Below are 14189 nucleotides of genomic sequence, written 5' to 3' on the forward strand. Positions count from 1 at the left end.
CAACAAAAGCCCAACTGGCCGAAAAGCTGGTTGGGTTTTACTTTTGTTTATAATATAGTGAATTTTCATAAAATTAAATGAAATCTATACTAACCCCGTTTTCAACCCAATTCCGGTCGCGTATATTGTGTTTGGAATGGAAAAATACAGATAAGGGGGAATATTCTGATGAAACAAAATCTCAAGTTGTTTCTTGGTGCGATGCTGGTCGCTGGAAGCGTGTTAGCTGGATGCTCCACGAGTACGCCATCGACGACAACCCCTCCAGCAGAGGGAAATGCAGCATCCGCTGAAAAGCCTGCAAATGCAAAGTCGCAGGTATTTCGGGCGAACATTGTGAGTGAGCCATCGACTGCGGACCCTGGTCTTGCGAAGGATGCTACTTCGGGAGCGATCATTCGTGCTACTTTTGATGGCTTGACGCGCTTCGATGCAAACGCAAAGCCAGTGAATTCAGTAGCATCCGATGTGAAGCTTTCAGATGACAAACTGGTGTATACGTTTACGCTCCGCGACTCCAAGTGGAGCAATGGAGACCCGGTAACTGCCCATGACTTCGTATATGCATGGAAGCGTGCACTCGGCAAGACCTTTGGTGCCGAGTATGCCTATCAGCTGTACTACATCAAAAATGCGAAGCCGATTCACGAAGGCAAGGCGAACCCCGACGAACTCGGTGCGAGGGCAATCGATGACAAAACACTGGAAGTCACGCTGGAGAATCCAACGCCTTACTTTCTGGAGCTGACGGCTTTCTACACGTACTACCCAGTTAACCAAAAAGTAGTGGAGGCTAATCCAAAATGGGCAAACGAAGCGGCCACGCACGTAAGCAACGGTCCATTTAAGATGACAGCGTGGGAGCACAAGAGCAAAATCGTGCTTGAAAAGAATGAGCACTACTGGGATAAAGACGTAGTAAAGCTCGATCGCATTGAGTTTGCGATGATCGAGGATGATAATACAGCGCTGTCCATGTTCGAGAACGGTGAGCTGGATTGGGCAGGCCAGCCACTCGGTGGACTTCCCACCGATGCGATTCCGACACTAAAAGAGGCGGGAAAACTCGTTGTTCATCCGAAAGCGACGATGTACTGGTACAAGATGAATACGACAAAAGGGCCGCTCAGCAATGTGAAAATTCGTAAAGCATTGGCATACTCGGTAGATCGTCAAACTATCGTAGATAACATTACACAAGTCGGACAGGTGCCAACGATGGGGATGTTGCCGCAATCCATGATTATCAAAAAAGACGGATACTTCAAGGATAATGATGTAGAAACAGCGAAAAAGCTGCTGGAAGAAGGCATGAAAGAGCTCAACGTGACAACGCTGCCGCCGATCACCTTGTCTTACAATCCAAGCGACAGACATAAGAAAATTGCCGAAGCGATTCAGGACCAATGGAAACAAAAGCTGGGCATTGATATAAAGATCATGGTAAAGGAAGCTGCCGTTCATTTGCAGGATATGCATGAACTTAATTACGAGATGGGCCGTATCGGTTGGAATGCAGACTTTAATGATCCGATGAACTACCTGGAAATGTTCCGAGATGGCAAAACAGGCAACAACGACACGGGCTGGGAAGATCCGCGCTATCAAGAGCTGCTGAAACAGTCATCGGTAGAAACTGATCCAGAGAAACGCAAGCAGCTGTTTGCAGAGGCTGAGCAAATCTTTATGGATGCCATGCCGTTGATTCCGCTGTTCACGGATGTGGATGTGTGGGTGCAAAGTGACAAGGTAAAAGGCGTTCAAGTAGATGGGCTCGGATTTATCGACCTCAAGTGGGCAGAAATGACGGAGTAACGAATAGAAAAAAATCCCGAGGCCAACGAAATTGCTGGTCTCGGGATTCTTTTGTATTAGAATCCAAAATCAAGTGTCTTGCCTGTCTCCGCATACGTCTTGATCGACGAGAGCATCATCGGCCAATTGTTGCTGGCACTTGCGTGGGAGGGATGATTTTCTGTCCATTGATCCTGAATCAGCGTCAGCTTGGTGCAGCCGCCAACCGGTTCTAAGGTAATGGTGACACGAGACTGCAATTCCGCATGATTCTCGTAATAGGCAGGGCCAGGATGTTCAGTGAAACTGAAAATGTGATGAGGTTCGAACTGCAAAATTTTCCCGTAAACATGCACCGTGTCGTCACCAGCTTTTCCCGGCCCAACATAAGCCATCTCATCGCCTACTTGAAAAGTTGAGCGAATCGTACAGCCAAAGAAAGTGCTCTTTACGCCTTCATCGGAAGTAAGGGCATGCCAGACCTGCTCTGGCGTAGCACCAATGTAGAAATCGAAGCGAAGATCCATCGTTTTACCCCCTCATTTTTTCATTTGGGAATTGTAATCAAGTCTCCCAACTACTACTCTTACTATAAGAAGAAATCGGTAGTGTGTATTGTAAAAACACGACAGGAGGCGCACCTTGGAAAATCAGACTGCTAAGCTCCCAAAGGGTGTACTGCATGCCTTAATTGGACAGAAGAAATTTTCGCTGGCCAGATACGAGCCATCTGCTGGAATCAGCTACTTCGTGCAGCATTACTGGGTCGTCCGGTGGGATTTGCGTACGGAACAACCTCACTTGCAAACCGTACTGGCTCATCCCAATGTGAATCTGGTGTTTGAAAAAGGAGCAAGTGGTATTTTTGGTGTAGCCCGCACGACTTCCTCGCATCTTTTAAAGGGACAAGGTCAGGTGTTCGGAGTAAAATTCAGGCCCGGAGGTTTTTATCCGTTTCTGAATGCCCCGATATCAAAGCTGAGCGGCACTTCTACCAGTCTGGAAGCCGTGTTTGGTGTTGCCACTGACCAGCTTGAGAAAGAAGTGCTAAGCCTGCCAAATGATGAGCAAATGATGAAAAGAGTAGAAGCCTTTCTATTCGAACATTTGCCGAAGCCTGACCCGAATGTTGCGCGCATTAGTGAAATCGTCAGGATGATCCAGGCAGATCGATCCGTACTCAAGGTAGAGGATGCCGTACAGTTGACCGGTATGAACATGAGGACCATGCAGCGCTTGTTTGACCGTTATGTAGGGGTTAGCCCGAAGTCGGTCATCCAACGATACAGATTGCATGAAGCAGCGGAGCAGATTGACCAAGGAACGGTCCGGGATTGGCTGGACCTGTCTACCTCTCTAGGCTACTACGATCACTCTCACTTCATTCGAGATTTTCGAGCAATTGTCGGTGTAGCGCCGAACGAGTATCGACAAGCCCAAATTTAATCATAGTGAACCCCTTCGCCTTCTGGCTGGAGGGGTTGTTTCTTGCTGCATAAATTTTTATGTACGAGGCATACTTCATCATGATGAAACTACCAATTTTATTTCCTTTAATAGAATTTGATGTTTGAATAAAACATAATTAATTTTACTTAAAATGTCTTCAATATTACTAAAAATGCAGTATATTTGTGGAGTAGCTTTCAAGGAATCTTTACCGATAGAAAAAGAGGGGGTCAACACCATGAAAAAAAGCGTTTTTGCAGCAATGAGTTCTATCCTGGTTCTTAGTGCAGCGCTGGCTGGTTGTGGCGGCGGTGGTGAGAAAGCAGGCGAGCAAGGCGGTGCTTCTAAGGAGCAAACAAGCGGTCCTAAAGAATTGAGAATGAACATGATGTCCGAGCCACCAACTGCTGACCCTGCATTGGCTGAGGATTCTACTTCCAGTGCGGTTCTGCGTGCAACATTTGATGGTCTCACTCGTATTGGCGAAGATGGCAAACCACATCCATCTGTAGCAGAAAAAATTGACGTATCCGAAGATGGCCTTACTTATACATTCACCCTGCGTGACAGCAAATGGAGCAATGGAGAGCCAGTTACTGCAAAGGATTTTGAATACGCTTGGAAGCGAGCGCTCAATCCGAAGACAGCAGCTAACTACTCCTACCAATTGTATTACCTGAAAAATGCAGAAGAATACAACAAGGGTAAAGCAAAAGCTGATGATGTTGGCGTAAAAGCGAAAGACGATAAAACACTCGTCGTGACTTTGAAGAACCCAACACCATTCTTCTTGGAGCTGACTGCGTTCTATACGTACTACCCAGTTAACCAAAAAGTAGTAGAAGGCAGCGATAAATGGGCAGGCGAAGCAAAAACTCACGTGGGTAACGGTCCATTCAAAATGGAAACATGGGAACATAAGAGCAAATTGGTTCTCGTGAAGAGCGATACTTACTGGGATAAAGACGCTGTAAAACTCGACAAGCTCAACTTCTCCATGGTTGAAGATGCAAATACAGAGCTGTCCATGTTCGACAATGACGATTTGGATTGGTCCGGAGCGCCTCTGAGCTCACTTCCTACCGATGCGATTCCTGCATTGAAAGAATCCGGTCAAATGCAAACACGCCCGATCGCGGGTACGTACTTGTACAAATTCAATACGGAAGTTCCGCCGTTCAACAACGCGAAAATCCGTAAGGCGTTTGCTTATGCTATCGATCGTAAATCGATCATCGACAACATCACGCAAGCAAACCAAGAGCCAGCTATGGGTCTGATCCCGCCAACAATGGCAGTGGCAACAAGCCCTTACTTCAAAGACGGCGATGTAGAAGCAGCGAAAAAGATGCTGGAAGAAGGTATGAAAGAAGAAGGCATTACCAAAATGCCTACCCTGACTCTTTCCTTCAACACGTCTGAAGGTCACAAGAAAATTGCTGAAGCTATCCAAGACCAATGGAAAAAAGCTCTCGGCGTAGACATTAAGCTGGAGAACAAGGAATGGAAAGTATTCTTGGAAGATGTGAACCAAGGTAAATTCCAAATCGCACGTTCCAGCTGGACTGGTGACTACAACGATCCATACACGTTCTTGGACCTGTTCAAGGACAAAGATGGCGGCAACAACGACACGAAATGGGAAAATCCGAAGTACAAAGAGCTGCTAAACCAATCTGCTCTGGAAAAGGACCCAGAAAAACGCAAACAAATCCTGGCACAAGCAGAAGCTATTTTCATGGACGAAATGCCAGCAGCTCCAATCTACTACTACACACATTCTTATGTGAAAAAAGACAAAGTAAAAGGTGTAGTACTCGACGGTCTCGGTTTCGCAGACTGGAAATGGGCAGACATTCAGTAAGAAAAAGCGCATAGCTTGTTGTAATAAAAGAAGGGTGCTACGGCACTCTTCTTTTTTTTGCAAACCATTTTAAGAGAGAACAATGGAGCAGAGGATTGAAGGTGATAGTAGGAATTATAAAATTATAAATTAAATTACTATTGCCATTTTACTGAATGTGGATAAAATTGGGTGAACGAAAAAATATGTAAATAAATGAGGGGTGAATCCTCAACTCTGAAAAAGCTTGATTTTATGCGGTTTTTCTTAGAGATATCGAAAGAGGGATGTTCTGGAAATTTTATTTACCGATCAATTTGTTTTATAATTCATTAATTCTCTTTATAAATAAATAAAAATTTATTAAATCATTCTAAAACATATTTAAAAAATATATAAAACCATGTATATTGATAAAAGATTTAGAAAAGGGGGATTACTTGTATGAAAAAGAATGTTTTCGTGGCAATGAGTTCTATCCTCGTTCTTGGCGCGGCACTCGCAGGATGCGGTGGCGGAAACCAGGCGGCACCGGCAGATAACAACGCTTCCGGAGCAAAGACAGAAAATTCTGCACCAGCTGGCTCTAAAGTACTGAAACTGAACCTGCACTCCGAGCCACCAACAGCTGACCCAGGTATCGCGGAAGATACAACTTCCAGCACCATCATTACTGCTACCTTCGAAGGTCTGACTCGCGTTGGTAAAGACGGTAAATACAATCCAGCAGCAGCAGAGAGCTACACTGTTTCTGAAGACGGTAAAAAATATACATTCAAAATTCGTGATAACAAATGGAGCAATGGCGATCCAGTATCCGCAAAAGATTTCGAATATGCTTGGAAACGCGCTCTTAATCCAAAAACAGCTTCCAACTATGCATACCAACTGTACTATGTGAAGGGCGCAGAAGCCTACAACAAGGGCAAAGGTAAAGTAGAAGACGTTGGCGTAAAAGCAATTGACGATAAAACACTCGAAGTAGAATTGGCGAACCCAACTCCATTCTTCCTGGAGCTGGTTGCATTCAAAACATACTTCCCAGTTAATCCAAAAGTAGTGGATGGCAACGAGAAATGGGCTACCGATGCGAAAACAGTTGTTGGTAACGGTCCATTCAAAATGGATTCTTGGGAGCACAAGAGCAAGCTCGTCGTTTCCAAAAACGATAACTATTGGGATAAAGACAACGTAAAATTGGACAAAATCGAATTCTCCATGGTAGAAGATGAGAATACAGAGCTGTCCATGTTTGAAAACGGTGAACTGCACTGGGCGGGATCTCCAACTTCTGCACTACCAACTGACGCGATTCCGGCTTTGAAAGATTCCGGCAAAATGACAACACAGCCAATCGCGGGTACTTACTTCTACCGTTTCAACACAGAAAAACCACCGTTTAACAATGCAAAAATCCGTAAAGCTTTTACGTACGCAATCGATCGTCAAAGCCTGATCGACAACATCCTGCAAGCTGGTCAATTGCCTGCAACAGGCTATGTACCACCAAGCATGGCGCTGACCAAAGACGGCTTCTACAAGGATAACGACATCGAAGCAGCGAAGAAAATGCTCGAGGAAGGTATGAAAGAAGAGGGCCTCACCAAATTCCCGGCACTTACTCTTTCCTTCAACACTTCCGAAGGTCACAAAAAGATTGCTGAGGCAATCCAAGACCAATGGAAGAAAAACCTCGGCGTAGACGTGAAGCTCGAGAACAAAGAGTGGAAAGTATACCTGGATGATGTACACCAAGGTAAATACCAAGTGGCTCGTGCAGGCTGGTTGGGTGACTTCAACGATCCAATCAACTTCTTGGAAATGTTCAAGGAAAAAGACGGCGGAAACAACGATACTCGTTGGGAAAATCCGAAGTACAAAGAACTCCTGAACCAATCCGCTCTGGAGCAAGACCCAGAAAAACGTAAAGCAATCCTGGCTCAGGCAGAGCAAATCCTGATGGATGAAATGCCGATTATGCCAATCTACTTCTATACTCAATCTTGGGTTAAGGACGACAGAGTACAAGATGTTATCATCGATGGTCTGGGTGCTGTAGACTACAAATACGCAGATTTCGTAGAAAAGAAATAATAGCTGTGCATGTAAAAGAAGAGAGGTGCTATACTCGCCTTTCTTCTTTTTTTATCTATTTAATATCCAAATTTTTACTTTTTATTGTATACTATTTTTGGAAGATTCTATCAGAGTTTATTGGAGGGTATATGATGAAGAAGAGTGTTTTTGTGGTATTGAGTTCGGCCCTCGTTTTCGGCGGAATGATGACAGGGTACGAAGGCGCTGTCCAAGCTGCTGAGCCGAAGGTATTAAGGATGAATCTGCAATCGGAGCCGCCTACAGCAGACCCAGGAATTGCGGAGGATACTACCTCTGGTACGATCATCACGGCTATATTCGAAGGTCTGACACGTCTCGGAAAAGACGGAGAGGTGCACCCGGCGGCGGCAGAGAGCTATACCGTTTCTAAGGATGGGAAGACTTATACATTTAAGATTCGTGAAGCAAAATGGAGCAACGGCGACCCAGTAACGGCACATGATTTCGAATATGCTTGGAAACGCGTGCTCGATCCAAAGATAGCTTCCAACTACGCCTACCAATTGTATTATGTGACAGGTGCTGAAGACTTCAACAAAGGGATCGGTAAAGCAGGAGACGTTGGTGTAAAGGCAATTGACGATAAGACGCTGGAAGTGGAGCTGACAAACCCGACACCATTTTTCCCGGAGCTGGTTGCTTTCAAAACATACTTCCCGGTGAACAAGAAGGTAGTCGAAGGCAACAGAAAATGGGCTGACGAGGCAAAGACGGTTGTTAGCAACGGGCCATTCAAAATGGAAACATGGGAACACAAGAGCAAGCTGTCTGTTGTAAAAAACGAGAAGTATTGGGATAAAGCCAATGTAAAATTGGATAAGATCGAATTCACCATGGTAGAGGATGAGAATACGGAATTGGCCATGTTTGATAACGACGAAATCGATTGGGCGGGTGCTCCAACGTCCGGGCTGCCAATGGACGCACTTCCGGTTTTGAGGGAAGCTGGCATCCTGAAGACACAGCCAATCGCCGGTGCCTACTTTTATCGTTTCAATACAGAGCAAGCACCGTTTACCAACGCAAAAATTCGTAAGGCGTTCGCCTATGCAATTAATCGTGAAAGTATCACCGCCGATATCCTGCAAGCAGGTCAAGTACCGGCAACAGGCTATGTACCACCGAGCATGGCGTTGAACAAAGACGGTTACTTCAAAGACAGTGATCTTGAAGTTGCAAAGAAATTACTGGTAGAAGGTATGAAGGAAGAGGGTATCTCCAAACTCCCGCCAATTACACTCAGCTACAACACATCCGAAGGTCATAAAAAGATCGCAAAAGAAATACAGGCTCAATGGAAGAAAAACCTCGGCGTAGATATCAAGCTCAAAAATTCAGAGTGGAAAGTATACTTAGATGACGTACACCAAGGTAATTATCAAATCGCTCGTGGAGGCTGGCTGGGTGACTTCAATGATCCCATCAACTTCTTGGAAATGTTCCAGGAAAAAGACGGCGGAAACAACGATACACGTTGGGAAAATCCAAAGTACAAGGAGCTCCTGAACCAATCCGCTCTGGAGCAAGACCCAGCGAAGCGCAAAGCAATTCTCATGGAGGCTGAGCAAATCCTGATGGATGAAATGCCAATTATGCCAATCTACTTCTACGTGAACTCTTGGGTGCAAAACGAGAATCTGAAGGATGTCGTAATCGATGGACTGGGTGATATTGATTTCAAATATGCGGATCTTACCAAAAAATAAAAATGCAGGAGAAGAGGGCTATTTTCGTGCCCTCTTCTTTTTTTCTGTCTCATGGACAAATGACCAATCCATTACGTCCTTGGCTACATAGAGTAAAAAGGAACTAACTGCAATTAGGGGGGATACTGATGGATATTGGGTCTTTGCTCAACATTGTGAAATCCATTCCTAAGGAAAAGCTGAGGACAGATGCCGGAATTAAAGAAGTCATTCGTGAAATGGCCAGAAAGTCAGGGAAAAAATTGACCGAGCAAGAGGTTAACAGTTATGCTGCGCAGTTTCGTCAGATGCAGAAAACAGAAAATGTCGGAAGTTTGTTGAATAAGCTTTCGAAAAAAGGTGTCACTGCAAAGGATTTGGAAAATATAAAAAAACGTTTTAGATAAGGGGGGAGAGTGAGGAGGGAGGTGGGATTATCGTTGAGAAAATGAAAGCGAAAAAGAAGCAGGCTGTCCCCAAGAACCCTTTGCTAGAATCGATCAACAAACTTGCGGATGCGCAGCATGCAAACAATGCCCAAATGATGAAAGAAATGAGTCAGGTGCGCCAGGAGCTACAGGATATGAAAAATACACTGGGGCGTCTCAAACAGGCACCTCCAAAAGGTACAGGAGAACGGCGAAGTCTGCTGTTTGGAGGACGACGGAATACCGCCCAAGTGGAAGCTGTACCCCCACCACAAAAGCCTGCCATTTCTATCGAAGATTTACTGCCGCTTTTACCGCATCTAGGCGACGCTATTCCCCAATTGAAAAACCCCAAGGTAGCCGACTCCATTAAGGTACTATCGAATCCAGCTGTGATATCGCTGATCCAGCAATTTCTTGCTAACGGGGGCTTGAACATGATAAAAAAACCGGTTCAACAAGTAAGTAGGCAAGAGAGAAGGGGATTTTTTCGGTAACAAATGCTCAGTTACAAAGACTGTCTCGCGGGGCTTGCGGAGGCGGTCTTTTCATTTTGGTACCAAAAGACTATAAACTTTACAGATCATCCAGCGTCTAATAGAATGGTGAACGTTGCACATTGGCTGACGCCACATAACGAAGAATACAGACATCACGGAGGAGGTCAGGATGAAGAGACGATTTTACCCTCTGCTTTTTGCATTGCTGGTCCTGCTGCTAATCCCCGGTTGGGCGGTTGCAGCAAGCAGTGCCTCAGAGGAAGCTGTCAATCTCGTGATTGGTGGACAAGCAGTAAATGCTGAAGTGCCGCCAGTCATCAAGAATGGGCGCACGTTGGTACCCGTTCGTGTCATCGCCGAAGGGCTAGGTGCAAATGTGGATTGGAAAGAGGCTACTCGAACAGCTGTCATTACCAAAGGCACACAGCAGCTCTCCCTTACACTTGACTCCCGTACAGCAGTGTTGAACGGCAAACAAGTGAAGCTTGATACGCCGCCTGTTATTTCACAAAAGCGTATGCTGTTGCCACTGCGTTTTGTCGGGGAGTCACTTGGTGTTACAGTCGGGTGGGACAACAGCAAGCGTACTGTCATTGCGAACGAAACACCGCAGGTCAAGCTGAATGGCAAGGTACCAACCCAGCCGATCAAGCTGTATCAAGTGGAAGACACGATGTACGCGTCCGCACAGGCCGTAGCTGAGCAAGTGGGACAAAAAGGCTTTACGTGGAAAAGACCTGAGCGCGGGATGACGATTGATGATCAGTTGGTCCTCCCATTACGTCAATTGGAGGACGAGCTTGGAGGGTCATTTACGTGGGACAAGAAAAATAGTCAGGTTGAGATCGATCGCCTCAATATTTTGAAAGGTGTATCTGAGAACGGCGACCGTGTTCGTATTGAAACGACCATACCTGTTATTCCGCAGTCCTTTGTGATGACAGGACCACACCGGATCGTCTTGGATCTCCCACAAACCGCATTGGATGATGATTTAATCGATGATCTGAAGCGTCAAGACGAGAAAAATGATAGCGTAGGCGAATCCGAGGAAACGGCCTCCGCTGCTGATGAAGACCAAGGCACAGATTCAGATTCTGACGGACTGAATCAGGCAGAACAAGCAACAGAAGAGCCTCTCATCACTAACCTGCGTTACAGCCAATACAGTGCGTCTCCTGACACAGTTCGCGTCGTTATTGAGCTGAACCAAAAGAGCACGTATGAGCTGGCTTACACGAAAGATGGTATCGAAGTAAAATTGGCCCCAAAACCGAAGAAAACAGGCTACCTGATCGTCGTTGATGCCGGTCATGGAGGAAAAGACCCTGGTACGAAGGGCTCCGCTGGCAACAATGAAAAAGATTACAACTTGGCTGTCTCCAATAAGATTGTGGCTTTGCTGAAGCAATACCCAGAGTTTCAAGTCGTTCCTGTCCGCACAACAGATGTGTTTTATGAACTGTCAGAGCGTGTCGCTGTTGCCAATGAGTTAGATGCCGACTTGTTCTTGTCTATTCACGCCAACGCATTCGAGAAACCGACGGCTGCAGGAACAGAAACTTTCTATTATAATGAAAACAGTAAAGACTTTGCCCAATTGGTACATAAATATTTACGTGGGGCAACGCAGTTCCCGGATCGAGGCTTCAAGAAGAGCGGCTTTTATGTGATCAAAAACACGAAAATGCCTGCTGTATTGACCGAAACAGGCTTCCTCTCCAATCCACAGGAGAACGCGCAGCTGACGAATCCGGCATTCCAAGATAAAATCGCGAAAGCCATTGTTGCGGCTATTCGTGAATACTACGAGTCTTATCAGTAAGGGGGCTTTACACGATGAAAAAAAGTCGAGTGATCTGGATGGCAGCGTTAGTGATGCTGCTTTTGGCCGGATGTGGGCAAAACGCGACAGAAACACCACAGCCAACCACACCAGTAGAACAGCCATCTGGTTCAAACACTGATCCATCGACAACAGAGCCGACTCTGAAAAAGCAAATGGTCACCGTTTACTATTCGGATAATAATGTGATGGAGCTGCAAAAAGAAGAGCAAGAGATCACGTTTGCAGAAGATATCGAGAAGTACAAAAAGACACTTGCCCTGCTGGAGACGCCTGTAAAGCCAGACGTGCACGTTCCACTGTGGAGAGACTTTAAGTACCATTCCATTACAATCGATAAAGGCACCCTGACGATTGATGCAGATAGCAAAAATAAGTTCAACATGGGTTCAAGTGGCGAGACAATGGCTTTGGATGCGTTGAAGAATACTTTCTTTCAATTCTCGGAAGTAAAGGAGATTGTCTTCTTGGAGGATGGCAAGAAAGTAGAAACGCTGATGGGGCACGTAGATCTCTCCGAGCCACTGAAACGAGATAATTGATCATCACCATAAAGGCGGCACACCCTGTTTATCAGGATGTGCCGTCTTTTTTGTGGTTAAGATTACAGAGGCTGTTGTGAAGAGAAGAATATTTCCAGTCTAGGCTCCAGGCTCCGTCCTGCTGGAGGTTGAGACTGTCCGCTCCGAAGCAATTAGCGGGGAAACGCAAAAGTGGTAGCCGCTTCGTCGCATGGGCATGTTGCGTTTCTTTTGCCCGCTAATCGCTTCTCCGCTCGGTAGGACTCCACAAGTCGCTACGTCTGGAAATATTCTTCTCTGTCGTGACCGAGTACATTCTTCAATCTTTTAAGGCTTTTAAAATCGTAATAACACGGAAAGCTCGTAGAGGAAACAGGAGAAAAAAGCGAAGATCTTTGGTACACCGACCAAGACGGAATGCAAAAAGCGAAACACGTTCTTAAGCGTCCACCTCTGAGACACATCCTGAAGATACCACTTTGGACGCGGTTTCGCTTTTTGCATGGAGGCGGGCAGTGAATCCCTCAGCGGGTGGGACAAGAAGCTGAGCGTTTTCTCCTGTTTCCTCCCCACCCCACCAACACCCGGACATAGTTTTCTTATCTTGTCGGTGTTTCTTCCCGATCCGTGAATAGAAACTTGATGGCATACACCCCAAACAAGCCTACCAACGTATACACGATTCGACTTACGATAGACTCCGCTCCACCAAACAAGCTTGCGACTAAATCGAATTGAAATAACCCGATTAACCCCCAGTTCAGGGCTCCGATGATCACAAAAAGCAAGGCCAAACGTTCCACATGGACACCCCCACCAAAAGAATAGGGACATTATTCCCATGTTTGCGCCGTTTTACAACAGGAATCCCGGGATCTTTAAGAAAGCTTTACATTCACAACATAATACGACAACATTCCCGCTGTATAGTTTGTACTTGTAAGAGAGAAAAAAACAAACCGAACCTTTTAAGGAGGATTTTCATCCAATGAAAAAACTCAGCAAAATGTTTATTGCGCTGACATGTGTAGGGGCATTACTCGCGGGGTGCGGAAGCGGCAACACTGCGCAGACACAGACACCAGCACCGGCGCAAAAACCAGCTCAGGAGCAAAGCAACTCTGGTTCGACAACAAAAACTTCCGGTGAACCTGTCACAGCAGTGGGTTCTACCGCTTTACAACCTCTGGTCGAGCAAGCGGCCAAAGACTTTATGGCAAAAAATGCAGGCGCACAAATCCAAGTACAAGGCGGAGGAAGCGGCACGGGCTTGAGCCAAGTAGCAAGTGGTGCAGCAACGATTGGTAACTCCGATATTTTTGCAGAAGAGAAAAAAGGCATTCCAGCAAACGAACTGGTAGACCACAAAGTATCGGTTGTCGGAATGGCAGCAGCGGTAAGCCCAAAAGTAAAAGTGGACAACTTGACCAAGCAACAATTGATCGACATCTTCACTGGAAAAATCACAAACTGGAAAGAAGTTGGCGGCGATGATATGAAGATCACGCTGGTTAACCGTCCGAAATCTTCCGGAACTCGCGCGACATTCAGCAAATTCGCGTTGGATGGCAAAGAAGAAGCAGAAGGTATCACAGAGGATTCCTCCGGTACTGTTCGCAAAATCATTGCAGAAACACCAGGTGCAATTGGTTACTTGGCACTGTCCTACTTCAATGACACTGTAAAAGCGCTGAAATTGGATGGCGTGGAAGCAAACGCAGAAAACATTGTAACGAACAAATATCCAGTATGGGCGTACGAGCATATGTACACCAAAGGTGAAGCAACTGGCGATGCAAAAGCATTCCTCGACTTCATCCTGACTGACGAAGTACAAAAGAAAACTGTTACAGAACTGGGCTTCTTGCCAATCACAGACATGAAAGTGGAACGTGATGCAGAAGGCAAAGTAACTCAAAAATAAGCATTATCGCCAACAGCAAAATAGAGGGGTAGGGGGGCCTTCCCCTCATTTTGCTTGCGTACAGTCGTTTTCTTTCCAGGA

12 protein-coding genes are annotated in these 14189 nt (G+C 45.8%); 10 read left to right on the plus strand and 2 right to left on the minus strand.

Annotation, left to right across the window (positions count from 1 at the left end; all coding sequences use genetic code 11):
- Nucleotides 1-168: 168 nt before the first annotated feature.
- Nucleotides 169-1815, plus strand: coding sequence for a peptide ABC transporter substrate-binding protein (locus tag BBR47_RS02610; RefSeq protein WP_012684211.1), 1647 nt, complete (start codon nt 169-171; stop codon nt 1813-1815).
- Nucleotides 1816-1871: 56 nt separating this feature from the next.
- On the opposite strand, the gene BBR47_RS02615 is transcribed toward BBR47_RS02610, so the two are convergent.
- Nucleotides 1872-2321, minus strand: coding sequence for an SRPBCC family protein (locus tag BBR47_RS02615; protein ID WP_012684212.1), 450 nt, complete (start codon nt 2319-2321; stop codon nt 1872-1874).
- A 115-nt stretch (nt 2322-2436) separates the two neighbouring features.
- Here BBR47_RS02615 and BBR47_RS02620 point away from each other — a divergent pair, with 115 nt between their 5' ends.
- The 8 genes from BBR47_RS02620 to BBR47_RS02655 all read left to right on the plus strand — a co-directional run bounded on the left by BBR47_RS02620 (nt 2437) and on the right by BBR47_RS02655 (nt 12205).
- Nucleotides 2437-3240 carry a helix-turn-helix domain-containing protein gene (locus tag BBR47_RS02620; protein ID WP_012684213.1) on the plus strand — a complete coding sequence of 268 codons (804 nt, stop codon included), beginning with the start codon at nt 2437-2439 and terminating at the stop codon, nt 3238-3240.
- Nucleotides 3241-3481: 241 nt separating this feature from the next.
- Nucleotides 3482-5107: a peptide ABC transporter substrate-binding protein gene (locus BBR47_RS02625; protein WP_012684214.1), complete on the plus strand. Its 1626-nt coding sequence runs from the start codon at nt 3482-3484 to the stop codon at nt 5105-5107.
- A gap of 423 nt (nt 5108-5530) precedes the next feature.
- On the plus strand, nt 5531-7180 hold the full coding sequence (locus BBR47_RS02630) for a peptide ABC transporter substrate-binding protein (protein WP_012684215.1): 1650 nt from the start codon (nt 5531-5533) through the stop codon (nt 7178-7180).
- A 134-nt stretch (nt 7181-7314) separates the two neighbouring features.
- On the plus strand, nt 7315-8910 hold the full coding sequence (locus BBR47_RS02635) for a peptide ABC transporter substrate-binding protein (RefSeq protein ID WP_012684216.1): 1596 nt from the start codon (nt 7315-7317) through the stop codon (nt 8908-8910).
- Between the two features lie 128 nt (nt 8911-9038).
- Complete coding sequence (locus tag BBR47_RS02640) at nt 9039-9296, plus strand: hypothetical protein (RefSeq protein ID WP_007721136.1); 258 nt, start codon at nt 9039-9041, stop codon at nt 9294-9296.
- 41 nt (nt 9297-9337) lie between these two features.
- Nucleotides 9338-9814 (plus strand): hypothetical protein, encoded by a 477-nt coding sequence (locus tag BBR47_RS02645; protein WP_050763813.1) that lies wholly within the window; start codon nt 9338-9340, stop codon nt 9812-9814.
- 172 nt (nt 9815-9986) lie between these two features.
- On the plus strand, nt 9987-11642 hold the full coding sequence (locus tag BBR47_RS02650; protein ID WP_012684218.1) for an N-acetylmuramoyl-L-alanine amidase family protein: 1656 nt from the start codon (nt 9987-9989) through the stop codon (nt 11640-11642).
- 14 nt (nt 11643-11656) lie between these two features.
- Nucleotides 11657-12205, plus strand: a complete 549-nt coding sequence (locus tag BBR47_RS02655; RefSeq protein WP_012684219.1) for a GerMN domain-containing protein — start codon at nt 11657-11659, stop codon at nt 12203-12205.
- A gap of 578 nt (nt 12206-12783) precedes the next feature.
- On the opposite strand, the gene BBR47_RS02660 is transcribed toward BBR47_RS02655, so the two are convergent.
- On the minus strand, nt 12784-12987 hold the full coding sequence (locus BBR47_RS02660) for a DUF378 domain-containing protein (protein ID WP_012684220.1): 204 nt from the start codon (nt 12985-12987) through the stop codon (nt 12784-12786).
- 185 nt (nt 12988-13172) lie between these two features.
- Here BBR47_RS02660 and BBR47_RS02665 point away from each other — a divergent pair, with 185 nt between their 5' ends.
- The gene (locus BBR47_RS02665; protein WP_012684221.1) at nt 13173-14108 is read left to right on the plus strand and encodes a phosphate ABC transporter substrate-binding protein; all 936 of its coding nucleotides are present in this window, start codon (nt 13173-13175) and stop codon (nt 14106-14108) included.
- Nucleotides 14109-14189 lie beyond the last annotated feature (81 nt).

The organism is Brevibacillus brevis NBRC 100599 (assembly GCF_000010165.1).
Classification (GTDB): Bacteria; Bacillota; Bacilli; order Brevibacillales; family Brevibacillaceae; genus Brevibacillus; species Brevibacillus brevis_D.

Excerpts from the sequence above, each read along its gene's own strand:
- BBR47_RS02610 (WP_012684211.1), top strand. The coding sequence starts at position 169 with ATGAAACAAAATCTCAAGTTGTTTCTTGGTGCGATGCTGGTCGCTGGA.
- BBR47_RS02615 (WP_012684212.1), bottom strand. The coding sequence starts at position 2,321 with ATGGATCTTCGCTTCGATTTCTACATTGGTGCTACGCCAGAGCAGGTC.
- BBR47_RS02625 (WP_012684214.1), top strand. The coding sequence starts at position 3,482 with ATGAAAAAAAGCGTTTTTGCAGCAATGAGTTCTATCCTGGTTCTTAGT.
- BBR47_RS02630 (WP_012684215.1), top strand. The coding sequence starts at position 5,531 with ATGAAAAAGAATGTTTTCGTGGCAATGAGTTCTATCCTCGTTCTTGGC.
- BBR47_RS02635 (WP_012684216.1), top strand. The coding sequence starts at position 7,315 with ATGAAGAAGAGTGTTTTTGTGGTATTGAGTTCGGCCCTCGTTTTCGGC.
- BBR47_RS02640 (WP_007721136.1), top strand. The coding sequence starts at position 9,039 with ATGGATATTGGGTCTTTGCTCAACATTGTGAAATCCATTCCTAAGGAA.
- BBR47_RS02645 (WP_050763813.1), top strand. The coding sequence starts at position 9,338 with ATGAAAGCGAAAAAGAAGCAGGCTGTCCCCAAGAACCCTTTGCTAGAA.
- BBR47_RS02650 (WP_012684218.1), top strand. The coding sequence starts at position 9,987 with ATGAAGAGACGATTTTACCCTCTGCTTTTTGCATTGCTGGTCCTGCTG.
- BBR47_RS02655 (WP_012684219.1), top strand. The coding sequence starts at position 11,657 with ATGAAAAAAAGTCGAGTGATCTGGATGGCAGCGTTAGTGATGCTGCTT.
- BBR47_RS02665 (WP_012684221.1), top strand. The coding sequence starts at position 13,173 with ATGAAAAAACTCAGCAAAATGTTTATTGCGCTGACATGTGTAGGGGCA.